Genomic DNA, 25645 nt, shown 5'->3' on the forward strand with positions numbered 1-25645 from the left:
CACGTCGGCGTCAGTCGGCGAGGGCGGGCGAGCCGGCCGTGTCGTCGCCGGCATCCATCGCCAGCGCGTCGTTCTGCAGCGGGGAGAGTGCGTCCCGGCCCATCAGTGCGAGGATGGCGAAGCCGACCTTCGTGATGATATCGAGGTAGACGATCACCATCATCTCGGTGTTCGGCAGCAGGAAGCCGAAGCCGACCGGTGCGAGCAGCCAGACGATCGGGTAGGCCGTCCAGAGGACGACCGTGACGTTCCGGAGCTTGCTGAAGACGATCTCGACGCGGTCGGTCTCGAAGCTCGCCCGCGCCGGGAGTTCCGAGACCAGCAGATAGGCCAACACCAGGTAGGCGGCCGAACCGGCCCCGAACAGCGCCAGCGAGAGCCCGCCGGTAGTGAAGATGGCGGCGACGCCGAAGAGGATCAGCGCCACGTCGACCCCGATCAGCAGCCCGTAGAGCCGCTTGCCGGGCTTGCAGAGCAGCGTCATATAGAGGATCAACAGCGGTGTCGTCAGCAGCCAGTCGACGTACCGCGGGATATAGAAGTTCACCCCGTTGACCGGGATCGTCCCGATCCCCTGTGACGTCAGGGCGTAGGCGACCGCCGCGATGCCGGTGATCGCGGCCAGTATCCCGTAGTACTGGCGGTTTTCGGGCTCGGTGACCGCGAAGTAGAGCGACGGGAGGGTGCCGGCAGTCAGCGCGACCACACCGACCGCCGCCCAGAGTTCCGTCGGCAGTATCATCGTCGGTCACCGAACTCGAAGCCGGTATCGTCGTCGGCGTGCTTGCCGCCGTCGGTCGCCGCCAGCGAGCCGCCGCTCGGCGAACTGTCGACGGTGATCCGGTTGGCCGTGGTCCCGCCGGCGCTGGCGTCGGTCGAGACGTCGAACTCCTCGAGCAGCCGCCGGAGCTGTTCGGCCTGCTCGCCGAGTTCGCTGGCCTCGCGTTCGACCGTCCGGAGGCTTTCGAGCTGGCTTTCGGTGGTGTCGGTGACGTTGTCGGCGGCGTTGGAGGTCTGTTCGCTGATCGAGGCCACCTCGTCGATCATGTCGACGACCGAGCCCGCCGCACGGGCCTGGTCTTCGGTCGTCTGGTTGATCTCGCTCATTGAGCCGTCGATCTCCTCGACGTACTCGATGACGTCGTTGAGCTGTTCGATCGCCCCCTCGACGGTGTCGACGCCCTGACTGATCCGCTCGGAGGTCTCGTCCATTCCTTCGACGGCTTCGCCGGTCTTCTCCTGGACGCGCTGGATCTTCCCGTCGATCTCTGCGGCGGCGTCTTTGGTCTCCTCGGCGAGGCTCTTGACCTCCTCGGCGACGACCGCGAACCCCGCGCCGTCCTCGCCGGCGCGAGCGGCCTCGATCGAAGCGTTGAGCGCCAGCAGGTTGGTCTGTTCGGCGATCTCGCTGATCATATCGGCGATCTCGCCGATCTCGGTCATCTCCTCATCGAGGGTCTCGATGTCCTCCATCGTCTGGTCGGTGGTCTCCTCGACGGCGGCCATCTGGTCGAGGGCGTCGGCGGCGGCGGCCTCGCCCTCGGTGCCGGCGTGGGTGGCGTTCTCGGTCGTCTTGGCGACCGTCTCGACGGTCGCGGCGACCTCCTCGGCGGCCGACGACAGCCCGTCCATCTCGCTGGCGACCTCACGGAGGTTCTCGGTTTGGGTGTGGGCACCGTCGGAGATCTCCTCGACGGCATCCGAGACCCCGCTGCTGGTCCGCTGGAGTTCTTCGGCGCGGCTGTCGACGCCTGAGGCGGCCTCGCCCACGGTGTCGGCGAAGGAGGTGACCTCGCCGACCGTCCCTTCGAGCTCGTCGAGCATCTCGTTGAACGCGATGCCGACCTGCTCCATCGCTTCGCTTTCGGTGTCGGGGTCGACCCGGCGGGTGAGATCGCCGTTGGCGACCTCCCGCATCACGCGTTCGTACTGTTCGGCCTGGCTCTCGATCCGGGTGGCCCGGCGCTCCATCTCGTCGCGGGCCTCCTGGGCGTTCCCCTTGGCCTCCTCGGCGTCCCGGCGGGCCGTCTCGGCCGCCGAGATCTCCTCGCGCAGCGAGCGCCGCATCGCGTCGAACGAGCGGTAGAGCTGGCCGATCTCGTCGCTCCGATTGGTTTCGAGATCGACGTCGAGATCGCCGTCGGCCATCCGGTCGGCCTTCGTTGCGAGGTGCCGCAGCGAGATGACCGTCTGACTGCCGATCGTGACGCCGATCAGCGCGAGGCTGATCACCGACACGAGGATCAATCCGAGGATGTTCGAGCCGAGGACCCCGCTTTCGGCCCCGAGGGTGTTTACCGCCTCGATATGCACGAACAGCCCCGCAGTGACGATGATGCCGACGACCCCGAGGAACGACAGCGTCAGCTTCGCCGCGTAGCTGTCACGGATCGGGTTCGGTGATGCCTCCGTACTCATAGTATGCTGACCAGTTGGAATTCCAGACTGATAAAACCACGACACCCGGTTATCACTCCTAAGAGCCGCTTTCGTGCCGGTTAGCGTCCGGCGAGGAGACGGAAATTAGAGTCCGGTAGGATGGGGGTGATAGCTCGTCGACAGGCCCCAGTCGTCGGCCAGTGCTTGGAGGCTCTTCACGCCGACCGTTTCGGTGGCGTAGTGGCCCGCCAACAGGACGTTGATCCCGGCCTCGCGGGCCTGATGGTAGACCTGCTGTTTGCCCTCGCCGGTGATCAGGAGGTCCGCGCCGGCGTCGACCGCCTCGTCGAGCCAGTCGGTGCCACTGCCGGTGACGATCGCAACCCGGTCGACCGTCTCGGGGCCGAAGGCGAGCCGCTGGACGTCCTCGACCCCTTCCAGTTCGGCTTCGAGTCGGCTGGCGACCTCGTCGACCCCGGTCGGTTCGGCGAGCCGCCCCTGCTGGCCGATCGTGACCGGGCCCATCGAGCCGAAGGGGACCCGCCGGTCGAGGGCCAGCAAGTCGGCGATCCCGGCGGCGTTGCCCAGTTCTTGGTGGCCGTCCAGCGGGAGGTGGGAGACGTACAGCGCGATGTCGTTGTCGATCAGCGGGGCGATCCGGCCGTACTGCCGGCCGGTGACGCGTTCGATGCCGCCCCACGACAGGCCGTGGTGGCAGACCAGCACGTCCGCGTCCGCCTCGGCAGCACTCTCGATGGTCGCCTCGGCGGCGTCGACCGCGAAGGCGGCGTGGGAGAGGTCAGCCTCCGGCGAGCCGACCTGCAGCCCGTTGGCACTGGCGTCGACGTCGGCGTAGGCGTCGGTGTCGAGTTCGTCATCCAGCCGGTCGGTAAACGTCGCAAGCTCCATACCGACAGCTACGCGGCCGGCGGCTTGTAAGGTACGGATCCGAAAAGAGCCCTCAGTCCAGCGAGACGGCGTTGACCTGGCCGGTCTGGCCCGGTCGGGAGGTCACGCGGGCTCGGCCCGCGCTGGTCTCGATGATCGCGCCCTTCGTGATGATGTTTCGGCGGGCGTAATTGACGTTCGAGGGGTTTTCGACGACGTTCTCGATCTCGACTTCGCTGGTCTCGCCGCCGTCGGCGAGCTGGGCGACGTTGGTCGACAGCGCCCGGAGCTTCTCGTCGTTGCCACGGGCGTCGATGGTCTGGAGTCGCGGCTCGCCGACAGTGGTTTCGGCGGGCTCACGGCCCAGCTGGTAGCGTTTCTTCTTGCTGAAGTGCTTGAGTCGACCGCCGGTCCGCTTCCGCGTCGAGCGTCCCTGATCTTTCATACTCCGATTGCAGCACCAGCAGCTACTTGAATCGCTCGAAACGACGCGCGGTCGATCGGTCGGTCCCGCCGATGTCGAACGGAGTAGCCCGTGACTACTCGACGCCGTCTTCCAGTAGTCGACGGCTACGCGTCGTGTTCGAGCCGCCAGCCGACGAACGGCGTTTCGGTCTCGACAGCGAGCGCCGCAAGCAGCCGCCCGACCAGCAGGTAGCCGCCCGCAAGTGCGGCGACGCCGACGACCGTCTCGGGGTCGTGGCTGGCCGCGAGGGCGTCGTGACAGTCGTCGTCGACCGTCTCCCGGACGACCGCCTGTGCGTACCGAATCAGCGTTCGATCGCGCCGGTCGAACCCGTCGAGGTCGCCGTCAGCGATGGCCAGAATGTCGCTGTCGGCGATCCCGACATCGCGGGCGATGGCGACGTGCTGATGGAACTCGTAGGCCGACTCGATCTCCGCGGTAACCGCCAGTATCACCAGCTCCCGCTGCTCGGGAGCGAGCCCGGAGTCGCGCCACAGTGCGCCGAGGAACGTCCGGAGCCCATACAAGGCCGCCGGGTTGTTGCCGATCGCGCGGTAGATGTTGAGCGGTTTACCCTGAAGCGCAGAGACCAGCAGGTCTTGGTGTTCGGCGGGGAGTGCACTCTCGTCGACGTACGGAACGCGAGCCATACACCGCCCACGACGAGCAACATGATATGTCGTCTGGTATCACGCCTCGACTTCGTCGACCACGGCTACCGCCCGAACCGGCGCGGCGTCGCCGTCGCGGACCGCCAGCGGGTGGGCCTGCAGTTCGAACCGCGACGGGAGCCGACCCAATCCCCGGAGGTTCTCGACCAGTAGGCGGTTACTACTAAACAGGGCGTGGTGGACCGGGTAGCCGGTGGGTTCATCCGGCCCAGCAGCGTCGGTCGGTGTCGGGTCGGCGTTGAGCGCGTCGATACCGAGGCTGAGCCCGCGATCGGCCAGCCAGTCGGTGGCCTCGCGGCTGAGGTACGGATGGTCGAAATACCGATCGGTCCCCCAGTGGTCGTCCCAGCCGGTCCGGACCACGAGCAGGTCGACCGCCTCGTCGAGGTCGCCGTCGAGCGTTGCAGTGAGCGTCCCGACGTCGATCTCGGCCCGCGGCTCCAGCGGTCGACAGTCGGCCAGCCGAGCGGTAAACCGGAAGCGCTCGACCGGTAGCTCGTCGATTGTCGTCCCGTCGGCGAGCATGTGGGCCGGGGCATCGACGTGGGTGCCGGCGTGGGAATCGATCTCGATCGCGGTGGCTCGGAACCCGTCGGCTTCGACAGTGGCAGTCGACTCGACCCGAACCGGCGGGGTGCCCGGATAGACGCTCATCCCCGACTCGATCGGATGTGAAAGGTCGTAGCTGGCCATGGGTCGACTCCCCGGGCCGGGGGCAAGGAGGTTACCCTGTGGCTACGCGGTGGTAGTCGGCGGCTACTCGGCGTGATCCAGAAACGCCAGCGCACCCCGCGTGTTGAGTTTGGCCTCCTCGCGGCCCTTCTCGTCGCCCCAGATCTCGGTGAACTCGGTGTGGGTGGCGAAATGCTGGATCACGGCCGCGTCCTCGCCCAGTTCGTCGCGGCGCTGACGGACCGCCTCGACCCACTCGACCAGCGACCGCTTGTAACCGTCGAGCAGCCGCTCGTCGTACGATCGGGGCCCGAAGTGGGCGAAACAGAGCAGTTCAGGGTCCAACGACTGGAGCATCGAAACGTCGTCGAGACACTGGTGGACGTCGAACTGCGGCGGCGGCGAGGTGACCCGGATCTCGTCGCGGTCGGGGACGTAGAGGCCGGCGGCGTCGGCGGTGAAGACCACCCCAGTGTCGGTTTCGAGGACGTGCTGGTGGGGCGCGTGGCCGGGGGCCTCGTGGGCCGTGAGGTGCAGGCTCCCGAGGTCGACACTGTCGCCGTCGGCCAATCCGCGAATCCGGTCCTCGGGAATCGGTTTCGGCTCGGTGTAGTAGTCCCACATCTCGCCGACGGCTGCCTTGGTGCCTTCGACCAGTCGCTCGGGATCGACGAGGTGGCGGACCGCCCGCTCGTGAGTCAGCACCTCGGCCTCGGGGAACCGGTCGACGAGGAAGCCCGCGCCGCCGGCGTGGTCGAGGTGGGCGTGGGTCGGGATGATATACTCTAGGTCGACCCCGAGTTCGTCGAGGGCGTCGGTGATGTGCTGGCGGTTCGTACCGAGGCCGGTGTCGACGAGGGCCGGCCGGTCGGCGTCGATGATATACACCGAGCCGTACGCCGCGACGTCGTACATGCCGGTGTCGACGTAGTAGATGAGTCGGTCGTCGATCTGGATGCAGTCGCCGGGTGCCATAGCTACGGGGCCGCCCGGCAGGGAGTTAACCGTTCGGTACTCCGTCTGGCGGTCGGTATCGAGCGCCTACTCGACGTACACCGCCCCGCGCATCCCGAGTGTTTCGTGGGGGGTACAGCGATACCGGTAGATCCCCGACTCGTCGAACGTGTGGCTGTAGGTGTGACCCGCGGTGTGGACGAGATCGCTTTCGAGGGGGCCGTCGCCTGGCGAGACGACGTCGTGGCCGCCGCCGCGGCCGTTCCACTCCCAGACGACGGTCGTCCCCGGGGAGATGGCGACTGCCGCCGGATCGTAACTGTACTGCTCGTAGCCCACGGTGACGGTCACCGCCTCGCGATCGGTCCAGTCGACGGTCTCGGTGTAGTTTCTGACGCCGTCGAACCAGTTGCCGTAGTCGGGTTCCGAGTCGAGATACGTCCGGTCGGCCGCCCGGTCGTCGGCGGCGTTCCCGGCCGAACAGCCCGCAAGCGCCGCGACCGCCACCGTCCCCAGTGTGCCGATGACACGCCGTCGCCCGTGTGTGCCGTTCATCATCACACGGTAGACAGCGGACGAAAAAACACCTACAGGGCGTTCTCAAAAATCGGTAACGCCCTACGCGAAGGCGATCTCCTCGCGGGTCGTCGACTCCCCGTAGAGGAACTCCGTGTGGTCGACCGCGTACTCGCGGTGATCTTCCTCGATGTAGCCCAGCGCGTCCTCGACGAGCACCGGCTTGAAATCCCGGAGCCCGGCGCTGCCGGCGGTGTGGAACACACAGACGTTCGCGAGGGTGCCACAGAACAGCAGGGTCTTGATGCCGTGGGCGTCGAGCCACCCCTCCAGTTCGGTCCGGTGGAAGGCGTCGTAGGTGTGTTTGACGACGGTATGGTCGGCGTCGGCCGCGGGGAGTTCCGCGACGATCTCGGCCTCCCAGCTCCCTTCGAGGACGTGTTCGCCCCAGCGGTCGAACTCGTCGTAGTAGTGGGCATCCTCGAACTGGTCGGGCGGATGGACGTCCCGGGTGTAGACGACCGGCGCGCCGGCGTCGTGGGCCCGGTCGACCAGTTCGGCGACCGGTTCGATGGCGGCCTCGCTGCCGGGGGCATACAGCGAGCCCTCGGGGTGACAGAAGCCGTTCTGCATGTCGACGACGACGAGTGCGGTCGTGGCCGGATCGTGGTGCATGCCTGGTATTATCGTCTCGATTACATAAACTCTTCCGGTGGGGTGGAGGAGCGTTCGCATACCCGACAAATACCGAATGACATATACTATCCACGTCTGTGTTCGGAACATGGACACACGCACCTACCGGGACCGCGTTGAGCAGACGGTGCTCGACGAGGGGTACGAACCGTTCGATGCCGGGCCGGTCGCCGACTTCGAACCGGTCTGGCACGACCGCACGGAGGACCCGACGATCGGTGTCACCGACGTCTTCGTCACCGTCGCCGACGCCGACACGGTCGACGCGTCGGTCGTCGCCGACACCGCCGAATCCTTCCGCGAGTTGCTGACCGACTGCTCGCCGGCCGACCCCGGCTCGATGCAGAACCTCTTCGGCTACGTCGTCTTCCCCGTCGCCGACCCCGACCCCTCGCTGGTCGAGTTCGCCACCGAGGAGTACACCGTCGCCGACAGGCGGACGAGCGTCTTCCCGCTGGTGTACGATCTCGACGCCGAAACGCTTCACCGACACGACGTCCCGCGGCTCAAGGGCCGCGGCTTCTACGAGAAACAGCGACGCGACGCCGATACCCTGTTCGACGTCTGATACAGCTATTTGTCTCTCCCCGCCGTCGGTCCCCGTATGTCCGAACAGCTCGATGCGTCCGTTCTCCCCGACTCCGTCGACGCCGAGTCCGTCGTCGTCGACACCAACGGCGTCCAACTGCACACGGTCCAAGCCGGCCCCGAGTCGGGGCCGCTGGTCGTCCTCCTGCATGGGTTTCCCGAATGCTGGTACGGCTGGCACCGCCAGCTCGGCCCGCTGGCGAACGCCGGCTATCGGGTGGTCGCCGTCGACCAGCGCGGCTACAATCTGAGCGAGAAACCCAGCGGCGTGGCGAGCTACCACCTCCGGGAGTTGGCCGCCGACATCGTCGGCCTGATCGACGCGATGGACCGGGAGACCGCGGCGGTTGCGGGTCACGACTGGGGGGCGGCGGTGGCGTGGTGGCTCGGCCTCGAATACCCCGACCGGCTCTCGCGGCTCGCGGTCGTCAACGTTCCCCATCCGACCGTCTTCGAGGACACCCTCCGGACCGACTGGAGCCAGCGGCTCAAAAGCGCCTATTTCCTCTGGTTCCAGCTTCCCGTCGTCCCGGAGCTGGCGACCGAACTGGGCGACTGGTGGCTCGGGCGGCGCGCCCTGGAGTCGACCAGCCGGCCCGGCGCGTTCTCCGCGACCGATCTGGACCGCTACCGGCGGGCATGGAGCGAACCGGGGGCGATGACCGGCATGCTCAACTGGTACCGGGCGGCCGCGCGCTACCGACCCCAGCCGGTCCGAAGGCGGGTGTCGACGCCGACACTCGTGCTGTGGGGCGCACAGGACCAGTTTTTGAACGCGGCGATGGCCCGCGAAAGCCTCCAGTACTGCGATGACGGCGAACTGGAGTTGGTCGACGAGGCCACCCATTGGCTCCTCCATGAGGAGCCGGGGCTGGTCGTCGAGGCGCTCTTGGAGTTCCTCCCCGAGCCGCCACGGCCGCAGACGGAGGCCTGATCGGGCCTGCTTTAGTGTCTCGGCCACCTACTGCGGGTATGTTGCTCGTTCGCGGTCACGGCGGCGGGACGGCGCTGACGGGGTCGGTCTTCGAGCCGGGCGAAGAGCCGCCGACGTACAAGGGTGCGCCCGACGAGGACGCGCCGTACGTCTGGGTCTGTGACGCCTTCTACGAGGTCGAAAGCGGCGGCTCGGCGGTCGAGATCGACGGCGAAGAGATCCGGATCGCCTTCGAGTCGCCGATGCCCCGTGGGTTCGAGACCCGCGAGCAGGCCATCGAGGCGGCCGAAGACCACGTCCGCACCCAGTTCGCCAGAGTCGGCGTCGACCCCGCGAGCGTCGAGATCGAGGTGGTACCGGCCAAGCCGGCGAACTCCTGAGAAGTATTTATCCCGGAGGAAACCGTGTTTATATACATGTCCCTGGCAGACGTTATCGAACGTGTCGAAGGAAACGAGAAGACGCTCGTGGTGTTCAACCCGCCGGCCGGGAGCACGCTCGTTTCCGACCTCGGGGACTATTTCGCAACACAGAACGTCACGGTGACTGGTCGGCAGACCGCCTCCGGGGAGCCCGAGGGCGTGGTCGTCCTCCGGCTCGATGACGAGGTGCTGGCGGCGGTGCCGACCGAACAGCTCGAAGAGCTGATCGACGGGGGTGCGCTCCGCCACCCCGGCGTGGGGATCGACGATACGCCCTATCACGAGATCCTCACCCACCTCAAGGAGACGACGTTTACCTCCTATAGCAAGGCCCGAATGATCGAGATCTCCCACGAGATCGAAGACCGGGCCCTCCGGGTCGACGCCGGCCGGCTCTACACCGGCTTCCAGTACGCCTCGAAGCTCGACGATCAACACGATCGCTACCGCCGACTGGGGACGACCGGCGTCGACATCCACACCTTCACCGCCCCCGACGGGACGCCGATCGAGATCGACGGCATCACCCACCACTCGGTCGACAACACCGAGATCGAGCGGTCGTGGTTCGTCGTCTTCGACGGCGGCGGCGACAACGTCTACAAGACCGCGCTGTTGGCGACCGAACGGGCCCCCAACCAGTTTTACGGCTTCTGGAGCGACGATCCGGGGATCGTCGACCGGATCGGCACGTATCTCGAAGACGCCTATCTCAAGGCCCGGCCCTGATCACGGAGCCTCGCCGGGCCACCGGACGTCGTCGTAGGTCTCAAGGAACTCGCTGTCGAGCAGGCGCTCGAACTTCCGGCGGAGCGAGGTCTTCTCGCCGGCGCTGATCCGGGCGAGGTCGTCAGCCTTGGCGATCGCCCGCGGCGGCCCGCGTTCGGCGGCGACCTCCGAGAGCACCTGTCTGGTGAGCTGTCGGCGCGTCTCGGCGTCCTCGGTCACCGCGTGGGGCGCTTCGAGCTTGTAACAGATGTCGTAGCGCGGATCGTAGACGATACAGAAGGTGACCTCGTAGGCGTCGGGGTCGAGCCGACGGTCGACGCCCAGCGCGTCGCCGGCGGCGGCCATCGTCCCGTCGGGGCCGCCACGGGAGACGAACCACGAGGTGAAGGTGAGTTCGTCGGTCCGGCGGTCGGTGCCCGGTCCCTCGGTGGGGCCGTCCTCGTCCGTCGGGAGGTGGTGGGCTTCGAGCAGCCGGGTGAAGAAGGCGGTGTCGTCGGGCCACGGGGCCTCGAAGCCGGTGTCCTTGCCCGCGATGGCATCGGTAATCACCCGCGCGGAGGGGTTTTTGACGAAGCCGGCGATCGGCACCCCACGGTCGACGAAGGTCTCGACGAGCCGGACGTAGTTTTCGAGGACGCGCTTGGGGCGGGCCTCGTAGGTCAGCGCTTCGAGTTCGGGGGTCCGGTCGCGCCACGTCAGGATCTCCTTGGGATACAGCGGCCCGTCGAGCAACAGGAGGTCCTCGACCCGGTCGGCGTGATCCAGGGCGTGGTGGCTCTCGGCGAAGTACAGCGACAGCGCGTGGACGACCGCCTCGGCATAGCGGTTGACCCGCGGGGCCCTGATCAGCCGGTAGCGGCTGTGGCCCGCGTCGTAGGCGACCCATCCGTGTTCGGTAACCTGTTTCGGGTCGTTGGTGTGGGCGGTGGCGACGATGGTGCGGGCCCGGTGGGTCTCGACGTCGGAGGGGTCGACGCCCATCGCGGCGTGGGCGAGGTCGAGCACGAGTCCGTTTTTGAACGCGGTGGGGTTGATCGTCCCCGAGTCGACGCCGTGGACGGTGGGAAACGGGCGGTCGGCCAACGCGACGGTGTCGATGTCGACACACTGCAGGCGACGTTCGCCAAGCGGCTCGATCACCCGCCGGCCGTCGTCGAGCAAGGGGTCGAGCCACTCGGCCCACACCGTCTCGGCGAACCGCTCGTGGTCGCTGTCGTCGGCCGTCTCGGCGACCGACCCCGCGAGGCGGGCGATGGCGTCGACGTGGATCGGATCGAGCGTCACACGTAGGGGCGGGTGGGCCACTGGCAAAAAGTGAGTGGTCGACTCACACGGCTCTCCGGCGGTCGGTGGCCGCCGTGGCCCCGGCGGCGATGTCGCTACCCTCAAACCACTGGAATCCAAACGGTCGGGTATGTCGATACGGGGGGTCGCCTTCGACCTCGATTACACACTCGCGGTGACGACGAGGGATCGGGACACGATCCTCCAAGCGGCCGTCGACGCGGTCGACGGCCCGCAGATATCCCGTGAGGAGTACCTCCGCGCCCACCGCCAACACCTCACCAGAGAGAGCCGCGAGCCCGTGTTCGCCGACATTCTCGACGGGACCGCCAGCGACGTCGACCCCAAGTCGATGGCGACCGCGTACCGCGAGGGGATCACCGACTCGCTGGAACCGCTGGACGGCATCGAGGCGTTGGTCACCGACCTCCGGTCGCGCTACCGGGTCGGCCTCCTGACAAACGGGTCGGTCCTCGCCCAGCGCTCGAAGATCGAGCACCTCGGTTGGGAGGAGTTGTTCGACACCACGCTGGTCACCGGCGAACTCCCGGCGGGGAAACCCGACGCCGCCGCCTTCGAGGCGCTGCTCGACGGGCTCGGCACGACCGCCGAGGAGACCGTCTACATCGGCGACACCCCGCTGGACGACATCGAGGGTGCGACCGCCTCGGGACTGTACGCGATTCAGGTGCTGTTCGACGGGAGCCCCGACCGGGATCCGCGGGCCGACGCCTACATCGAGCGGGACCGACTCACCCAAGACCTCCCCGGTCTGCTCGATTCGCTGGCGTGAGACGAGTCAGTCGGCCGCCGGCTCGGTGGCTGCGACGACCGCCTCGAAGATCGGAATAACACGTTTTGCCGCCGCGCCGTCCTCGACGAACACCAGCGTTCGCGGCGGGTCGACCGCCTTCGGGCGGACCCGAAGCTCGGCGTCGGCTGCCGTCTTGGCGGCCGCGTCGGGGCCGGCGACGAACTCGACGCGGGCGCGCTCGGGCTGGACGAACACCTCGGCGAGGGTCGTCCGGTCGGCCCCCTCGTCGACTGACGTGCCGCCGCGGTCGCCGACCGTGATGGCCGCGGGGTCGGCGACGTGGACGATCCGGTAGGCGAGTACGCCGTCGGCTGTCGGTTCGACGTCGGGGTCGGCGTCGACGACGGCGACCTGCGCGAGTCGACGGCGATCGCCGGTGAGCTCGGAGGCGACCAGTTGGGCGATGCGCGTCCCGTCGCGGAGTCGGTCCTGAACCATGGCGGGGACAACTCCCCGACCGACCTAATCCCCTTCGAGTTCCGCCCGGACCGTGTCGGCGACGCCCGCACAGTCGAGGCCGTGGCGTCTGGCGACCACCACTGCCGCGGCCTCCAGCCGGATGCCGAGGCGGCGCTGGGTCTCGTTGGTCGCGGCGACGGCCTCCTGTTTGTCGAGGCCGCCCTCGACCATCAACTCGAGCAACTGCTCGAAGGCCGACTGCTCGCGGAGAATGTCGGTATCCGGCGTGAACCCCTCCGGGACCGTGACGTCGTCGACGTCGAAGGTAGGCCGGAGGTCGCCGTCGTCGGTGTCGAGCAGGCCGCGGCCGACCGCGACGTCGACCAGTCGTTTGGCCTGATCCGGCGAGAACCACTCCCGATCCAGCGAGAGGGCGACGACGAACTCGCCTTCGCCCAGCGAGTCGGTGCCCTGCTGGCGGAACGGGACGGCAACGGCGACCTGCAGGCTCATACGGACAGGCGGGTCGACAGGGAACTAAAACTTCCGACGCGAGCCGATCAGCGTTCCTCGCTGAGCTGTTTGAGATCCGAGGTGACTTTGAACACCTTAGCGGTCTGCTGTTCGTTGGCGGTCGCCACCTCGTCGATCTCCTCGTTGATCTCGTTGATACGCTCGGTCGCGTCGTCGATCATCGTCGCGATCTCCTCGGCGGTGCGGGCCTGATCGTCGGTCGCCTCGGCGACTTCGGTGATACCGGTGGCGGCCTCCTCGACGACGTCGACGATCTCGTCGAGCTCCGTCATGGCGTCGTCGACCCGGTCGATCCCCGTCTCGATGTGGTCGGTCGTCCGCTCGACGGTCTCGACGGTCCGCTCGATCTCCGTCTGGATCTCGGCGATCATCGACTCGATCCGGTCGGCCTGCCCCTGTGACTCCTCGGCGAGATCCTTGACTTCGTCGGCGACGACCGCGAACCCGGCGCCCTCCTCGCCGGCCCTCGCCGCCTCGATCGAAGCGTTCAACGCGAGGATGTTCGTCTGGTCGGCGATGTCGTTGATGACGTCGACGACCGCGTCGATCTCCTCGGTCCGGTCTTGGAGCCCGGCGACCGTCGAGCCGATATCCTCGGCGGCGGCGTCGATCTCCTCCATCACGTCGATCACCGCCGCGGCCGACTGTTGGCCGTCTTCGGCGGTGTCGACGGCGCGCTCGCTGGTCCGTTCGACGTGGTCGGCCGTCGAGGCGATCTCCTCGATGGTCGCCGAGAGGTTCGACATCTCCGCCCGTATTTCGTCGATGTTGCCCGCCTCGGTGTCGGTGAGATCGCTGATACGCTGGGAACTCCGCGAGACCTCGGTGGCGAACTGCTGGAGGTCCTGGGCGGCCTCGTTGGTCTCTTCGGCGATCTCCCGCCGGCGGTCGATCTCGGCTTCGAGATCCGCTTCGCGGCTCTCGATGTAGGTGTCCATCGCCACCTGCATGTCGAGGGTCATCAGTTTGAGCACCGACAGCGTCTCGTCGAGGCCCGTCTCGAACTCCTCGGTGACCGTCTCGACCGTCTCCTCGTCGACGCCGGCGTCGGCGAGCGTCTCGGCGATCCGGTCGCCCGTGCGGTCGGCCATCGTCTCGAACAGCAGCTCGAAGTAGACCCCGTACTGACCGATGTACTGGGCCGACGGCATCTCCAAGAGGTCGTGGAGCTTACCGATGCGGGCGCGGTTGGTGAAGTACGCCTCGCCGTACTCGCCGTCGGTGAGCGTTCGCCAGTAGGCCCGCTGGGTCTCCTTGAGCTGGTCGAGGCCTTTCGGCGACCGGCCGATGACCTCGCTTGTCCGGTCGTACTGGGTGAGGTTCGCGTAGAACGCCTCGGCGATCTCGTCGTCCCGCGCGGCGAACGTCTCTTCGAGCCGCACTAACCGCTCGACGTCGGCCTCGTCGAAGCCGACGAACTCCTTTCGCCACCGGATCTCCTCGTCGTCGAGGCCGACCGCCTCGACGAGCGCCGACTCGTCTACCTCGTCGTTCAGTCCCCCCTGCCCAAACACGTTCGCGTTCGAATTCATACCATCGTCTTTTCGCTCCTGCGCTATCGTCCAGCGATCCGACGGCCGCCCCCACTCCCTGTCGGTCGACGCGCGTCGAGCGCCGTTTGGGCGCTTACTGGAACGCTAGTCGTCGGCCTGCTGCTGGTAGTACTCGCCGTACCCCTGGTCTTGATCGTCGCCGGCGATGTGGGCGTCGAGCCAGTCGCGGGCGAACTGCAACACGTCCATGGTGATGTACTCGCCGTTCTCGTGTTGCTCCCGGAGTTCGCTTACCTTCGTCGCGAAGTTCTCGTGCATCTCCTGGTGGTCGCGGAAACACTCCGAGCAGTCCTGGGCGTAGCCACAGCCCTGCATGAACTCCTCCTCGTCGCCGAAGTGGTACTCGGTGTACCGTTCGAGTTCTCGGAGCGTGTCCCCCACCTCCTCTTGGGCACGGCCCTCCTCCATCGCCTGATGGAGGTCGTTGAGCAGTTCGAACAGCCGCTGGTGCTGTTCGTCGAAGCGATCGATATTCGTGCTGTACCGGTCGTCGTCCCACTGAATGAGTGTCACGGTACTACACCCTAGTCGGACGGTCACGACAGTTGATGTAAGTTCTTGCTCGGATTCCCAGTTTCTTGGAACCCGTCGCCGGCTGGCAGATCGTTGCGGGTGCGTCGATCACCGATCCCGGAGCGCCGCGAGGTCGGCGTGGGTGTCGACGTCGCGAAACGCCGTCGGCTCAACGTGGGCCTCGACGACCCGCTCGGGGACGACATCCGGGTCGACGTGGTCGAGAAACGCCCCGAGACCCGATCGGCCGCCCGCCTCGACTTCCCGGCAGGCCGCCGTCGCCGCCCGGACGTGGACGACCATCGGAAACGGCCGGCGTTCGCCCTCCAAACGGGCGACAGCACCGGTCCGGTGGCGGGCCCGCGCGAAGAGGAAGTCGACGAACGCCGCGGGAACCGCAGGCATATCGCAGGGGACGACCGCCGCGTAGGTTGCGGTCGTCTCCGACAGCGCGGTCCGCAGGCCGACGACCGGTCCGCGGTCGGAGACCGGGTCGACCGCAAAGCGGACCGCGAGATCACCCAGCGCCTCGGTGAGCTCCGCTCGCTGGTCGCGCCGGCAGTTGACGATCACCTCGTCGACGGCGGGGGTGACCGACTGCACCGCGTGCCACACCAACGGCTGGCCGTTCAGTGGCGCGAGCGCCTTTTCGACCGTCGGAAACCGCTCGGAGCGCCCTCCAGCGAGGACAACCCCCGCCCGCCCGGTGTCGGCACGCGGACGAGCCGACTCCTCACCCATGTTCGGAGGTCTGTGTCGACCGAATATACACTGATTTTGGTACCAGTACGATATACGTCACGTGTTTCGTTTTATACTGTGTGTTCTCACCACTAAAACGCTGTTCGTTGACAAGCGCGTCGTCTTCTCGACGCAAGTGGACGAACGTACGAAATACGGTCGACTACAAGGACCTAATACGCGTTGATCGGCAGATTCTACCGACAATATCCCGACGAACGGTCGAGTAATGTACGTCGTTCGGAACCGAGTAGTCGTCGGTCGGGACCGCGGCGCGGTGTCCCGGGCTTCGACGGTCTTAAGCGACCATAGTACCAAGCTATGTGGGATGAGTGACCCGGCCCTCGATGTGGTCGAATTCGTTCTGACGGCCCAGCTGTATACCGACGACCGGTCGTTGGACGAGAACGATCTGCCGCCCCGGTTTAGACAGGTCTTTTGGACCGAGCGCTCGGCCGACGAGACCGACCACACGACAGGAGAGCCACAACCCCCCGGTAGTATCGAACGCCCGTTGCGGGCGACCGACTCCACGGCCCGGACGGCGACGGGCGTCGACCGGCCGTGGGAGGCGGTCTCGGAGCTGCTGTTTACACAGCGCGAGGAGTTCTCCGGCGAGATTTCGCTAACACAGCCGGAGATGGCCATCGAGTGGTATCTCGACCGCGCCGACGACGAGCGACTCCGCACCAATCCGACGATCGCCGCCGCGGTCGAAAACGAGCCCGAAGTCTCGGTGACCCACGAGGAGGCCCGACAGAACAACCGGCCGATTCAGGCCGACCGCGTCTGGATCGACGCGCTGCTCTCCCAATATTTCGACGAGGACGACGACGCCGAGATGCTGGATCTCGTGCAGGTCAGAGCGCCAGAAGAGATCGAGATGCAGCTCGACGATCTGGTGTTGACGGCCGATCAAGAGGGTGAGATCCAGAAGATCGTCAAAGCGATCGAACACAGGGATTATTTGGCCTCCATCGGCCTCCGCGAGATCGGCAAACTACTCTTTGTCGGTCCGCCCGGAACCGGCAAGACGACGATCTCGCGGGCACTGGCCCACGAACTCGGGTTGCCGTTCGTCGAGGTCAAGCTCTCAATGATCACCAGCCAGTATCTCGGTGAGACCGCCAAAAACGTCGAGAAGACCTTCGAAGTCGCCAAGCGCCTCTCGCCGTGTATCCTCTTTATCGACGAGTTCGACTCGGTCGCCAAAACCCGGCGCTCGGACGAACACGCCGCGCTCAAGCGGGCAGTCAACACCCTGCTGAAGTCGATCGACGACATCTCGCTGATCCGCGACGAGGTGCTGTTGATCGGCGCGACCAACCACCCCGACCAGCTGGATGCCGCCGCATGGAGACGGTTCGACGAGATCGTCAACTTCCCCAAACCCGACCGGGGGATGCGGGCGGACATCCTCGAAGTCATCACCCAGCAGATGGAGATCGACGACTTCGATCCCGAGGCGGTCGCCAACGAGACCGAGGGCCTGACCGGCAGCGACCTCCGGATGGTGCTTCGAGAGGCAGTCCTCGAAGCCTTGACCGAAGAGCGGATGGAGCTCACACAGGCCGACCTCCTCGATGCAGTCGCCGACTTCGAAGAGCGTGACAACCTCAAGAATATGGATATGATCGACGGCGACGGCGCGGCCCTCACCGGGAGCGGCAGCGGTCACGATCACGATCATGATCACGACCACGATCACGACGAACCAGCCGCAGGCACCAACGGCGACGAGCAGGCCGTCGACGCCAAGCCGCAGGATCAGGCCCACTGAGATGAGGCGGCGTTGAGATGCTGGTCACGCTGCTCGGAACAGGGGATACGACGGGGACACCGACGGTCGGCTGTGACTGCGACACCTGTCAGGCGGCCCGCGAGCAGGGGATCGATCGCTCCCGGTTTTCGGTCCACGTCGAGAACGAACACACCGGCGAGTCGATCCTCGTCGATCTCAGCCCGGACTTTCGCCACCAGTTTCTCGACCACGACGTCGACCTCCCGGATGCGGCGGTCATCACTCATATCCACTTCGATCACATCGACGGATTAGGCAACGCCTACCGGGTGTTCGACGACCTCCCTGTCTACGCGGCAGACGAGGTCGACCCCCAGACCGGCGAGTCGGTCGCCGACACGGTCCGGGAGAAGTACGACTACCTCGACACCGTGACCGTCCACGACGTCGCTCCCTTCGAGCCGGTCTGCGTCTGTGGACTGGAACTGACGCTCGTCCCGGTCGACCACCCGCCGTTGGTCTGTTACGGGCTGGTGATCGAGGACCCCGAGACGGGCGCAAAACTCTCGCTGTCGGGCGATACGAGCTACGACGTACCTGACGCCTCCCGCGAGCGGCTTTCCGATCCCGACCTGTTTCTCGCCGACGGGATCGTCCCCGCCTCGCTGTGTGCCTCCCACCCGATCGGCGGGGCCAACCACGACGCCGACGGCGTCCCGCGGACCTTCGGCTCCAAGCACATGACCCGCGAGGGCGCGCTGGCGCTGGCGGCCGATCTCGATGCCGACACCACGCGGCTCGTCCATACGGCCCACTACTACCCGGTCGAGGAGGCCTTCGAGGAGCCGCTGGCAGTCGACGGCGAGCAGTATCGCCTCGACGGCAACGGCGTCAGCCGGGTCGACACACGGCGCGATACGGTCGGTAGTCGGTGACTACTTACGAGGGTTCGAGCAGTTCGATGAGGTTTCCTTCCGGATCACGGACGAACAGGATCCGGGTGCCGGTCGCGGTCGTCTGCGGCGGACTCACCGTCTCGACGTCCGCCGGCAACGACTCGTAGACGGCGTCGATGTCGTCGGTTTCGAGACCGATGTGTGTCGCGCCCGCGTCGTTGAGCTGCGGGGTCGACTGGCCCTCGCCAGCCGGCTCGTAGGCGACGAGTTCGATCCGGACGCCACCGCCGTCGAGGTGGACGAACCGCGCGCTCGCGCCGTCGATACCGACCCCGGTTGCGAAGGCCGCGCCGTCGACGTCGAACTCGGCGACGACCGGGAGACCGAGAACGTCGCGGTAGAAATCGACTGTACGGTCGAGATCGTCGACGGTCACGCCGACGTGGTGACCCTGTAGTTCGGGCATGCCAGCCGGTTTCGGGCGGCCGACCCAAAGCGCTTCGACTCGCCCGACGGACCGATGGTATAACTACCGGCCGCCTAACAAACCGGATCCGAATCCGACGACGGCGTATGTTTCGACGACTGGGCCTGTGGGATGCCAAGAGCGGTTCGACGACGGTTCGATCCGAATCGACGGGTGACTGCGCCGCCGACATGGTGGGAGTCTAACAGTGCGGCAGTCGACCAACCAGAATCGCTTTGGGGCTCGTTCGATACCATCCGGTATGCAAACTGTCGTCCTCGCAGCCGGCGAAGGGACGCGGATGCGTCCGTTGACCGCTGCCCAGCCGAAACCGATGCTCCCGGTGGCGGGCAAGCCGCTGCTCGAACACACCCTCGACCGCGCGGTCGACGCGGGAGCCGACCGACTCGTCGTCGTCGTCGGCTACGAGTCGGACCGCGTTCGGGACCACTTCGGGACCCGGCACGCCGGCGTCGACGTCGAGTACGCCGTTCAGACCGAGCAGCGCGGCACCGCCGACGCCGTCAACGCGGCCGCCCCGCTGCTCGACAACGAGCCGTTCGTCGTGCTCAACGGCGACGCGCTGTACGATCAGGGCTCGCTGGACACCCTCTACAGCAACGGCCCGGCGGTCGGCTCCTATCGGGTCGACAACCCAAGCGCCTACGGCGTCCTCCAGCTTGCGGCCGACGACGACACCCGAGTGACGGGCGTCGTCGAGAAACCGGCCAACCCCGAGTCGAACCTGATCAACACCGGGGCCTACGTGTTCCCCGCCGCGGCCCACGACCTCCTCACCGTCGAGACCTCCGATCGGGGCGAACTGGAGCTAACCGACGTGCTCGAAGCCGTCTGTGACCAGTGTTCGGTCACCGCTGTTCCCTTCAAGCGCTGGCTCGATGTGGGTCGACCGTGGGAGCTACTGGCAGCCAACGAGTGGCTCCTCGAATCACCCTCGACCCGTCTCGACGGCGAGGTCCACGAGGGAGCGACCCTCGATGGCCCGGTCGTCGTCGAAGCGGGGGCGACGATCAAGGCCGGCGTCACCATCGAGGGACCGGTCTACGTCGACCGCGGGGCGACCGTGGGTCCGAACGCCTACGTCCGGGGGTCGACGTACCTCGGTCCCGAGACGAAGGTCGGCAACGCGGTCGAGGTGAAAAACAGTGTACTCATGACCGGTGCGACGGTCGGTCACCTCTCGTATGTCGGCGACAGCGTGCTGGGTCGGCGGGTCAACTTCGGTGCCGGCACCAAAGTCGCCAACCTCAGACACGACGGCGAGCCGGTCAAACTCACAGTCAAAGGCGAGCGCGTCTCGACCGGCCGCCGAAAGCTCGGGGTCATCGTCGGCGACGACGCCAAAACGGGGATCAACACCAGCCTGAACGCGGGCGTCGTCCTCGGGACGGGGGCGACCACGCAGCCGGGCGAGGTGCTCACCCGGGACCGCTCGCCGTAGCTACGACCGGGCGTCGATCACACGGTCGACTGCCAGCTCGCGGAGCCGTTCGGCGGCCGCCTCGGTTTCGGCTTCGGCGGTCACCCGCACCAGCGGCTGGGTACCGCTGGCACGGATCAGAAACCAGCCGTCGTCGGTGTCGACTCGGAGGCCGTCGGTGGTGTCGAGGCGGTCGAACTCCGCCCGGATCGTCTCGGTGACCCGCTCGATGACGCCGCTTTTGTCGTCGACCTCGATGTTGTCACGGGCCAGCGGGTAGGTGTCGACGCTCCCAACCAGCTCGGAGAGCGGGCCGCGAGAGCCGACCAGCGCCGCGAGCTTGCAGGCCGCCAGCGGGCCGTCGGGACACAGCGTCTCCTCTGGCCAGATCCACGCTCCCGAGGGCTCGCCGCCGAACACGGCGTCGGGTTCGGCCGCGACCGCGGCGACGAACACGTCGCCGACCTTCGTGTGGACGACCTCGCCGCCGGCGGCCGCCACGGCGTCGTCGACACACCGGCTGGTGTCGACCGGGACGGCGACCCGGCCGCCGCCCGCGGCCGCGACTGCTCGCCGGGCGAACAGCGCCAACAGGACGTCCTTCGGCACGAACGTCCCCGTTTCGTCGACCGCGAGCATACGGTCGGCATCGCCGTCGTGAGCGATGCCCAGCTCCGCCTCACCGCTTTCGACCTGCCCACAGAGGGCCGTCAGCGTCTCGGCGGTCGGCTCGCTTGGCCGGCCGGGGAACGAGCCGTCGGGCTGGGCGTTGAGCGTCGTCACGTCGGCACCCAACTCGACGAGCGCGTCGGCTGTCACCCCGCCGACGCCGTTGCCGATGTCGACGACGACATCGAGGCCATCGATGGGCTCGGGGTCGACCGCCCCTGTCAGTGCGTCCTCGTGGGCAGCGGTCGCGGTCGAATCCCGGCGGCGGTCGCCGGAGGCGTTCCAGTCGGCAAAGTCGTAGGCCTCGCGGTCGACGATGTCGGCGATCCGCTCGCGGCGGTCGGTGTCGAAGGCCTGCCCCGAGGGAGTCCAGAGTTTGAGTCCGTTGTCGGGGGCGGGGTTGTGGGAGGCGGTGACGACGACGCCAGCGTCGGCGTCGAACCGGGCAATACTCCGGGCGAGCGTCGGCGTGGCTACCCGACCGAGGTCGATTACGTCCGCGCCGCACTCGGCGAGTCCCGCCGCGACCGCGTCGACGAGAAACCGACCCGTTTCGCGGGCATCGCGGCCGACGAGGACGGTCGACGCGCCGTCGGTGGCGACCGCCCGTCCGATCGAGACTGCGAGCTCCGCAGTGACCGTCTCGCCGACCGGACCGCGGACGCCGCTCGTTCCGAACATACCCCGCCCTGTCGCCGCCAGCTACATTAGTTAATCGACAGCTACCGCCCGCCGTCGGTCGGGCAGCCGCTGGTCGACTGCCGTAAAGGAGTGCCTACCCCGCCGTAGCCGCCGTTTCGTGATCACCGCAAGGAAAGAGTATAAGGTAACAGAGACTGCCTATCACGGTATGGACGCAATTGTTCTTGCCGGTGGCTACGCCACGCGAATGTGGCCGATTACACGGAACCGCCCGAAGATGCTGCTGCCAGTCGGCGACACGACGGTGATCGACAAGACGCTGGCCCAACTCGACGCCGACGACGACGTCGAGGACGTCTACATCAGCACCAACGAGCGGTTCGCCGCCGACTTCGAGACCTACGTCGACGAACAGGGGTACGACAAACCGCAGTTGTCGGTCGAAGACACCAGCGACGAGGACGAGAAGTTCGGCGTCGTCGGCGCACTCGCCCAACTGATCGACCGCGAGGGACTCGAAGACGACCTGCTGGTGATCGCCGGCGACAACATGGTCGGCTTCGATATCGATGACTTCGTCGACTTCTTCGAGGACAAGCAGTCGCCCGTGTTGGCGGCCTACGACGTCGGTGACCGGGAGCGCGCGAAATCCTACGGTCTCGTAGAACTCGACGGCGAGGAGGTCGTCGACTTCCAAGAGAAGCCCGACGATCCCAACACGACGCTGGCCTCGATCGCCTGCTATGCGTTCCCCGCGGACGTACTGCCGCAGTTCGACACCTATCTCGCCGACGACCAGAACCCCGACGAGCCCGGCTGGTTCCTCCAGTGGCTCCAGAACCGCCAGTCGGTCTATGCCTTCACCTTCGACGACGTCTGGTTCGACATCGGCGAAGCCGCCGCCTATCTCGATGCGGTCGACTGGAAACTCGGCGGCGAGCCCAAGATCGCCGACGATGCGACCGTCGAGAACAGCGACCTCAACGGCTCGACACACGTCATGTCCGGCGCGACGGTCACTGACTCGACGCTCACGGACACGCTCGTCTTCCCCGACGCCCACGTCGAGGACGCCGAACTGACCAACACCGTCTTCGACGAGAAAGCGAGCATCGAGGGTATCGACCTCACCGATAGCCTCGTCGGCTCCTACAGTCAGCTCAGCGAGTAGCCCACGTTTAGGGCGGTCACACTCGGTAGCCTGTTTTTATTTCACGTCGCACGCCGGTAGGCAGCGGTTACGCGGTAGTCAGCGACGATCCCCGGCGATTTCCGGGCGCAGTCGACGCCCGTAATTTCGAACCGTGCGCCACCGGCCGAGCCCTCGACCACACTGATCTCCCAGCCGTGGGCCTCGACGATCCGGGCGACGATCGCGAGCCCGAACCCGGTGCCGTTCCTGTCGGTCGAGTAGCCAGTATCGAACACGTCTCGTCGCTGTTCCTGTCCGTACTGTCACACGACGCAGTTAGGGGCGACTCGGAGCATCCAACCGGATTCCGGGGCGATTCAGGCAGTGTCGACTTGCTCGGTGATCACGGTGACCGAAACGTCGAGGCCGGTCCGTTCCCGGATGCGGTCCCGTATCTCGCTGGCCGCCGGCGGGGTCTCGTCGGAGACGTGGATCGTCACCTCGCTGGGCTGCTGGGAAAGCAGGTCGGCGCGGTATTCGATGTCGACGGCGAGCAGCCCGTCGGTCGTCTCCTCGGCGATCCCCTCGACGGCAGCCTCGAAGGCCATGTTGTCGCGGGCGTCGAGCGAACTCACCGCTAAAAACGAGGTGAGCAGCAGGACCGCCATCCCGAAGACGGCCAGCCGAACGACGGTGGCCCGCTTGGCCTCCCGGGCGTCGTACCAGTGTGTCGGCCGGTAGCGTTTGACCCAGATCGTCAGGATGCCGGCGACGTTGATCGACAGCAGGTTCACCAGCACCAAGATCCCTGCACCGACCGCCAGTCGCGGGTCGACGTAGGCGATGCCGAGACCGACCGAGGCCGCGGGTGGCATGAGTGCGACGGCGATCATCACGCCGACCAGCGCCTCGTCGGCTCCCGACGTGAGTGAAAGCGCCCCCGCGGTCCCCGCGCCGAGGGCGATGGCCAGCGCGAGCAGTCCGGGATGGGCCCGCTCGGCAACCTGCTGGATGAGCAGGAGTTCGAGGTCCGGCGCGAGCAAGAACCGGTAGGCGGCCGCAAACAGCGTCGCGCTCAGGACCGCAACCACGAGGCCGACGACCTGCGAGCGGACTCCCTCCCAGAACAGCGCGTTGTCGTCGTCGTTGATCACGGTCCCGACACAGGAGGCCATCGCCGGCCCGATCAGCGGCGCGATCACCATCGAGCCGACGACGACCGCCGCGCTGTCCTGAAGCAGCCCTGCGGTGGCGACGATGGCGCTGATGATCGTCAACACGAGGTAGTTCGTCGTGCTCCGGGAGAGGCCGCGGGCCTTGGTCCGGAGTTCCTCCCGGGAGATGCGCTCGTCGTCGCCGGACTCCTCGTTTTCGGCCTGCTGCTCCTCGAACTGTTCGGAGACGATGGTCTCGACGTCGCTGATGACCATATACCCCTCCCGCTCGACGCCGACGCTCCGGAGGTCGTCGACGATGGCCTCGACGGCATCCGATTCGGCCGGGATGTAGAGGATGTCGCTGTAGCCCGACTCAGAGCTCTCCTCGGTCATCGCGAAGTCGACTTCTTCGTCTTCGAGGATGTCGATGACCGTCTCGCGTTTTCCCTCCGGGATGAGTGTCTGTATCAGTCGCATGGTCGGTCAGGAAATCGGTTAGTCAGTCGGCGTGGGCTGGCCAGTGCGGTCGGGGATGAGCCCGTCGAGGACCCCCGAGTACTGCATCAGGACGGTGCCGAGGATGCTCATCGCCAACACGTAACCTACCGCGAAGGCGGGAACGGTCTCGGCGACGACGGGGTCGGCGCTGGCGGCGGCGACGGTGGCGATGATCAGCGAGAACTCCCCCCGAGTGACCATCCCCGCACCGACCCGGACCGACCGGGTGTGGCTCAGCTCGTAGATCCGACCGCTCCAGTAGCCGCTCAGGAGTTTGGACGGTGTGGAGATCACCACTGCAGCGGCCAAGAGGCCGGCGACGCCGCCGATCAACAGCGGGTCGGTGATGAGGCCGATCCAAAAGAAGAAAACGGCCGCGAACAGGTCACGGACCGGCTCCAGACGCGTCTCCAGATCGTGGACGTGGCTCGTCGAACTGAACGCCATCCCGACAAAAAAGGCCGCCACGGCCTCGCTGACGCCGACCGCGAGGGCCGCCCCCGCGACGACGACGGTGATGCCGACCGCCCGGAGAACGAAAAACTCCCTGGAGCCGGTATCGAGGGCCCGCTCGAACAGCGCGTTCCCGAACTGGACGAGCAGGAGCAAGACCAAAATAAAGCCGACGGCGATGCCGACCGGCCGGACGGCCTCGGCGAGGTCGCCGCCGCCGAGGACGACCGCTGAAATGACCGCGAGGTAGACGGCAATAAACAGGTCCTCGAAGACGAGCGTCCCCAACATCGGGTCGGCCTCCTCGTTGGCGATCCAGCCGAGATCGAGCAGCGACTTCGTGATGATGGCACTCGAGGAAATGTAGATGATGCCAGCCATCAGTGTCGCGGCGACGAAATCCTGGAAAAAGAGGTAGCCGAGGGCGAAGCCGACTGGGAAGTTGATCCCCAGATCGATGAGGCCGACCGCGCTGATCCGCTCGCGGCTTTCGAGCAGCCGATCGAGGTTGAACTCGAGGCCGAGAAAGAAGAGCAGAAAGACGATCCCGAGCTCCGCGCCGATCGTGACGAACTCGGTTTCCTGTACGTATGGCAGGCCGAGTCGACCGACGACGAAGGGGCTACAGACGATCCCGGCGACGATGTAGAAGGGGATCACCGAGAGGCCGACCCGTCGGGCCAGCAGCCCACAGAGCGCGACGACCGCCAGCATCGCGCCGACTTCCAACAGGAGGGTATCAGCCATGAGGGTTGTCGGTACTGTGTAGCCGCCCCTCATAAGGATGTGCGAATCGG

Annotated in this window: 28 protein-coding genes and 1 pseudogene; 9 read left to right on the plus strand and 20 right to left on the minus strand. The window is 66.7% G+C overall.

Features of this window, described 5'->3' with window-relative positions:
* Nucleotides 1-10: 10 nt before the first annotated feature.
* The 9 genes from NKJ34_RS11780 to NKJ34_RS11820 all read right to left on the minus strand — a co-directional run bounded on the left by NKJ34_RS11780 (nt 11) and on the right by NKJ34_RS11820 (nt 7221).
* Nucleotides 11-742: a bacteriorhodopsin gene (locus NKJ34_RS11780; protein ID WP_253738498.1), complete on the minus strand. Its 732-nt coding sequence runs from the start codon at nt 740-742 to the stop codon at nt 11-13.
* Nucleotides 739-2418 carry a methyl-accepting chemotaxis protein gene (locus NKJ34_RS11785; protein WP_253738499.1) on the minus strand — a complete coding sequence of 560 codons (1680 nt, stop codon included), beginning with the start codon at nt 2416-2418 and terminating at the stop codon, nt 739-741. Before NKJ34_RS11785 ends, NKJ34_RS11780 begins: the two co-directional genes overlap by 4 nt.
* A 105-nt stretch (nt 2419-2523) precedes the next feature.
* Nucleotides 2524-3288 (minus strand): Nif3-like dinuclear metal center hexameric protein, encoded by a 765-nt coding sequence (locus NKJ34_RS11790; protein WP_253738500.1) that lies wholly within the window; start codon nt 3286-3288, stop codon nt 2524-2526.
* 52 nt (nt 3289-3340) lie between these two features.
* On the minus strand, nt 3341-3712 hold the full coding sequence (locus NKJ34_RS11795; RefSeq protein ID WP_253738501.1) for a 30S ribosomal protein S8e: 372 nt from the start codon (nt 3710-3712) through the stop codon (nt 3341-3343).
* Nucleotides 3713-3837: 125 nt separating this feature from the next.
* Nucleotides 3838-4383 carry a carboxymuconolactone decarboxylase family protein gene (locus NKJ34_RS11800; RefSeq protein WP_253738502.1) on the minus strand — a complete coding sequence of 182 codons (546 nt, stop codon included), beginning with the start codon at nt 4381-4383 and terminating at the stop codon, nt 3838-3840.
* A gap of 39 nt (nt 4384-4422) precedes the next feature.
* A complete protein-coding gene (locus tag NKJ34_RS11805; RefSeq protein ID WP_253738503.1) occupies nt 4423-5097 on the minus strand; it encodes a cyclase family protein in 675 nt (224 codons plus the stop codon).
* A 63-nt stretch (nt 5098-5160) separates the two neighbouring features.
* On the minus strand, nt 5161-6051 hold the full coding sequence (locus NKJ34_RS11810) for an MBL fold metallo-hydrolase (RefSeq protein ID WP_253738504.1): 891 nt from the start codon (nt 6049-6051) through the stop codon (nt 5161-5163).
* Between the two features lie 66 nt (nt 6052-6117).
* Nucleotides 6118-6585, minus strand: a complete 468-nt coding sequence (locus NKJ34_RS11815; protein WP_253738505.1) for a halocyanin domain-containing protein — start codon at nt 6583-6585, stop codon at nt 6118-6120.
* A 63-nt stretch (nt 6586-6648) separates the two neighbouring features.
* Nucleotides 6649-7221: a cysteine hydrolase family protein gene (locus tag NKJ34_RS11820; RefSeq protein WP_253738506.1), complete on the minus strand. Its 573-nt coding sequence runs from the start codon at nt 7219-7221 to the stop codon at nt 6649-6651.
* 109 nt (nt 7222-7330) lie between these two features.
* Between NKJ34_RS11820 and NKJ34_RS11825 the strand changes: the two genes are divergently transcribed.
* Genes NKJ34_RS11825 through NKJ34_RS11840 form a run of 4 tightly spaced genes read left to right on the plus strand, consistent with a single transcriptional unit; the run spans nt 7331 to nt 9915 of the window.
* Nucleotides 7331-7810, plus strand: coding sequence for a hypothetical protein (locus NKJ34_RS11825; RefSeq protein WP_253738507.1), 480 nt, complete (start codon nt 7331-7333; stop codon nt 7808-7810).
* Nucleotides 7811-7846: 36 nt separating this feature from the next.
* Nucleotides 7847-8764: an alpha/beta fold hydrolase gene (locus tag NKJ34_RS11830; protein ID WP_253738508.1), complete on the plus strand. Its 918-nt coding sequence runs from the start codon at nt 7847-7849 to the stop codon at nt 8762-8764.
* 38 nt (nt 8765-8802) lie between these two features.
* A complete protein-coding gene (locus NKJ34_RS11835; RefSeq protein WP_253738509.1) occupies nt 8803-9144 on the plus strand; it encodes a DUF7113 family protein in 342 nt (113 codons plus the stop codon).
* A gap of 36 nt (nt 9145-9180) precedes the next feature.
* Nucleotides 9181-9915 (plus strand): DICT sensory domain-containing protein, encoded by a 735-nt coding sequence (locus NKJ34_RS11840; protein ID WP_253738510.1) that lies wholly within the window; start codon nt 9181-9183, stop codon nt 9913-9915.
* Here the strand turns inward: NKJ34_RS11840 and NKJ34_RS11845 are convergent, their stop codons facing one another.
* Complete coding sequence (locus NKJ34_RS11845) at nt 9916-11199, minus strand: DNA double-strand break repair nuclease NurA (RefSeq protein WP_253738511.1); 1284 nt, start codon at nt 11197-11199, stop codon at nt 9916-9918.
* Between the two features lie 130 nt (nt 11200-11329).
* Here NKJ34_RS11845 and NKJ34_RS11850 point away from each other — a divergent pair, with 130 nt between their 5' ends.
* The gene (locus NKJ34_RS11850; protein WP_253738512.1) at nt 11330-11992 is read left to right on the plus strand and encodes an HAD family hydrolase; all 663 of its coding nucleotides are present in this window, start codon (nt 11330-11332) and stop codon (nt 11990-11992) included.
* A 6-nt stretch (nt 11993-11998) separates the two neighbouring features.
* On the opposite strand, the gene NKJ34_RS11855 is transcribed toward NKJ34_RS11850, so the two are convergent.
* The 5 genes and pseudogenes from NKJ34_RS11855 to mobA form a co-directional block, all read right to left on the minus strand.
* The gene (locus NKJ34_RS11855) at nt 11999-12451 is read right to left on the minus strand and encodes a DUF7993 family protein (protein WP_253738513.1); all 453 of its coding nucleotides are present in this window, start codon (nt 12449-12451) and stop codon (nt 11999-12001) included.
* Nucleotides 12452-12475: 24 nt separating this feature from the next.
* Nucleotides 12476-12925, minus strand: coding sequence for a DUF2240 family protein (locus NKJ34_RS11860; RefSeq protein WP_253738514.1), 450 nt, complete (start codon nt 12923-12925; stop codon nt 12476-12478).
* 47 nt (nt 12926-12972) lie between these two features.
* The gene (locus NKJ34_RS11865) at nt 12973-14478 is read right to left on the minus strand and encodes a globin-coupled sensor protein (RefSeq protein ID WP_253738515.1); all 1506 of its coding nucleotides are present in this window, start codon (nt 14476-14478) and stop codon (nt 12973-12975) included.
* A gap of 108 nt (nt 14479-14586) precedes the next feature.
* A pseudogene (locus tag NKJ34_RS11870) lies at nt 14587-15012 on the minus strand (bacteriohemerythrin); the annotation flags it as partial.
* A 108-nt stretch (nt 15013-15120) separates the two neighbouring features.
* A complete protein-coding gene (mobA, locus tag NKJ34_RS11875) occupies nt 15121-15753 on the minus strand; it encodes a molybdenum cofactor guanylyltransferase (RefSeq protein WP_253738517.1) in 633 nt (210 codons plus the stop codon).
* A gap of 328 nt (nt 15754-16081) precedes the next feature.
* On the opposite strand from mobA, the gene NKJ34_RS11880 reads away from it, so the two are divergent.
* Nucleotides 16082-17533, plus strand: a complete 1452-nt coding sequence (locus NKJ34_RS11880; RefSeq protein ID WP_253738518.1) for an ATP-binding protein — start codon at nt 16082-16084, stop codon at nt 17531-17533.
* A 17-nt stretch (nt 17534-17550) separates the two neighbouring features.
* Nucleotides 17551-18429 carry an MBL fold metallo-hydrolase gene (locus NKJ34_RS11885; protein WP_253738519.1) on the plus strand — a complete coding sequence of 293 codons (879 nt, stop codon included), beginning with the start codon at nt 17551-17553 and terminating at the stop codon, nt 18427-18429.
* Nucleotides 18430-18433: 4 nt separating this feature from the next.
* On the opposite strand, the gene NKJ34_RS11890 is transcribed toward NKJ34_RS11885, so the two are convergent.
* Nucleotides 18434-18856 (minus strand): VOC family protein, encoded by a 423-nt coding sequence (locus tag NKJ34_RS11890; RefSeq protein ID WP_253738520.1) that lies wholly within the window; start codon nt 18854-18856, stop codon nt 18434-18436.
* 262 nt (nt 18857-19118) lie between these two features.
* On the opposite strand from NKJ34_RS11890, the gene glmU reads away from it, so the two are divergent.
* Entirely contained in the window at nt 19119-20318 is a 1200-nt protein-coding gene (glmU, locus tag NKJ34_RS11895; protein WP_253738521.1) for a bifunctional sugar-1-phosphate nucleotidylyltransferase/acetyltransferase, read from the plus strand.
* On the opposite strand, the gene glmM is transcribed toward glmU, so the two are convergent.
* Nucleotides 20319-21647 (minus strand): phosphoglucosamine mutase, encoded by a 1329-nt coding sequence (glmM, locus tag NKJ34_RS11900; RefSeq protein WP_253738522.1) that lies wholly within the window; start codon nt 21645-21647, stop codon nt 20319-20321.
* A 169-nt stretch (nt 21648-21816) separates the two neighbouring features.
* On the opposite strand from glmM, the gene NKJ34_RS11905 reads away from it, so the two are divergent.
* On the plus strand, nt 21817-22779 hold the full coding sequence (locus NKJ34_RS11905; RefSeq protein ID WP_253738524.1) for a nucleotidyltransferase family protein: 963 nt from the start codon (nt 21817-21819) through the stop codon (nt 22777-22779).
* A 41-nt stretch (nt 22780-22820) separates the two neighbouring features.
* Here the strand turns inward: NKJ34_RS11905 and NKJ34_RS11910 are convergent, their stop codons facing one another.
* The 3 genes from NKJ34_RS11910 to NKJ34_RS11920 all read right to left on the minus strand — a co-directional run bounded on the left by NKJ34_RS11910 (nt 22821) and on the right by NKJ34_RS11920 (nt 25595).
* Nucleotides 22821-23036, minus strand: a complete 216-nt coding sequence (locus tag NKJ34_RS11910) for an ATP-binding protein (RefSeq protein ID WP_253738525.1) — start codon at nt 23034-23036, stop codon at nt 22821-22823.
* An 81-nt stretch (nt 23037-23117) separates the two neighbouring features.
* Nucleotides 23118-24374: a TIGR00341 family protein gene (locus NKJ34_RS11915; RefSeq protein WP_253738526.1), complete on the minus strand. Its 1257-nt coding sequence runs from the start codon at nt 24372-24374 to the stop codon at nt 23118-23120.
* 18 nt (nt 24375-24392) lie between these two features.
* Nucleotides 24393-25595 (minus strand): cation:proton antiporter, encoded by a 1203-nt coding sequence (locus NKJ34_RS11920; RefSeq protein ID WP_253738527.1) that lies wholly within the window; start codon nt 25593-25595, stop codon nt 24393-24395.
* Nucleotides 25596-25645 lie beyond the last annotated feature (50 nt).

This window comes from Halohasta salina, from assembly GCF_024178165.1.
In the GTDB taxonomy this organism is placed as follows: Archaea; Halobacteriota; Halobacteria; order Halobacteriales; family Haloferacaceae; genus Halohasta; species Halohasta salina.

Coding starts and splice junctions, on each gene's coding strand:
- NKJ34_RS11780 (WP_253738498.1), bottom strand. CDS start 742: ATGATACTGCCGACGGAACTCTGGGCGGCGGTCGGTGTGGTCGCGCTG.
- NKJ34_RS11785 (WP_253738499.1), bottom strand. CDS start 2,418: ATGAGTACGGAGGCATCACCGAACCCGATCCGTGACAGCTACGCGGCG.
- NKJ34_RS11790 (WP_253738500.1), bottom strand. CDS start 3,288: ATGGAGCTTGCGACGTTTACCGACCGGCTGGATGACGAACTCGACACC.
- NKJ34_RS11795 (WP_253738501.1), bottom strand. CDS start 3,712: ATGAAAGATCAGGGACGCTCGACGCGGAAGCGGACCGGCGGTCGACTC.
- NKJ34_RS11800 (WP_253738502.1), bottom strand. CDS start 4,383: ATGGCTCGCGTTCCGTACGTCGACGAGAGTGCACTCCCCGCCGAACAC.
- NKJ34_RS11805 (WP_253738503.1), bottom strand. CDS start 5,097: ATGGCCAGCTACGACCTTTCACATCCGATCGAGTCGGGGATGAGCGTC.
- NKJ34_RS11810 (WP_253738504.1), bottom strand. CDS start 6,051: ATGGCACCCGGCGACTGCATCCAGATCGACGACCGACTCATCTACTAC.
- NKJ34_RS11815 (WP_253738505.1), bottom strand. CDS start 6,585: ATGAACGGCACACACGGGCGACGGCGTGTCATCGGCACACTGGGGACG.
- NKJ34_RS11820 (WP_253738506.1), bottom strand. CDS start 7,221: ATGCACCACGATCCGGCCACGACCGCACTCGTCGTCGTCGACATGCAG.
- NKJ34_RS11825 (WP_253738507.1), top strand. CDS start 7,331: ATGGACACACGCACCTACCGGGACCGCGTTGAGCAGACGGTGCTCGAC.
- NKJ34_RS11830 (WP_253738508.1), top strand. CDS start 7,847: ATGTCCGAACAGCTCGATGCGTCCGTTCTCCCCGACTCCGTCGACGCC.
- NKJ34_RS11835 (WP_253738509.1), top strand. CDS start 8,803: ATGTTGCTCGTTCGCGGTCACGGCGGCGGGACGGCGCTGACGGGGTCG.
- NKJ34_RS11840 (WP_253738510.1), top strand. CDS start 9,181: ATGTCCCTGGCAGACGTTATCGAACGTGTCGAAGGAAACGAGAAGACG.
- NKJ34_RS11850 (WP_253738512.1), top strand. CDS start 11,330: ATGTCGATACGGGGGGTCGCCTTCGACCTCGATTACACACTCGCGGTG.
- NKJ34_RS11855 (WP_253738513.1), bottom strand. CDS start 12,451: ATGGTTCAGGACCGACTCCGCGACGGGACGCGCATCGCCCAACTGGTC.
- NKJ34_RS11860 (WP_253738514.1), bottom strand. CDS start 12,925: ATGAGCCTGCAGGTCGCCGTTGCCGTCCCGTTCCGCCAGCAGGGCACC.
- NKJ34_RS11865 (WP_253738515.1), bottom strand. CDS start 14,478: ATGAATTCGAACGCGAACGTGTTTGGGCAGGGGGGACTGAACGACGAG.
- mobA (WP_253738517.1), bottom strand. CDS start 15,753: ATGGGTGAGGAGTCGGCTCGTCCGCGTGCCGACACCGGGCGGGCGGGG.
- NKJ34_RS11880 (WP_253738518.1), top strand. CDS start 16,082: ATGAGTGACCCGGCCCTCGATGTGGTCGAATTCGTTCTGACGGCCCAG.
- NKJ34_RS11885 (WP_253738519.1), top strand. CDS start 17,551: ATGCTGGTCACGCTGCTCGGAACAGGGGATACGACGGGGACACCGACG.
- NKJ34_RS11890 (WP_253738520.1), bottom strand. CDS start 18,856: ATGCCCGAACTACAGGGTCACCACGTCGGCGTGACCGTCGACGATCTC.
- glmU (WP_253738521.1), top strand. CDS start 19,119: ATGCAAACTGTCGTCCTCGCAGCCGGCGAAGGGACGCGGATGCGTCCG.
- glmM (WP_253738522.1), bottom strand. CDS start 21,647: ATGTTCGGAACGAGCGGCGTCCGCGGTCCGGTCGGCGAGACGGTCACT.
- NKJ34_RS11905 (WP_253738524.1), top strand. CDS start 21,817: ATGGACGCAATTGTTCTTGCCGGTGGCTACGCCACGCGAATGTGGCCG.
- NKJ34_RS11915 (WP_253738526.1), bottom strand. CDS start 24,374: ATGCGACTGATACAGACACTCATCCCGGAGGGAAAACGCGAGACGGTC.
- NKJ34_RS11920 (WP_253738527.1), bottom strand. CDS start 25,595: ATGGCTGATACCCTCCTGTTGGAAGTCGGCGCGATGCTGGCGGTCGTC.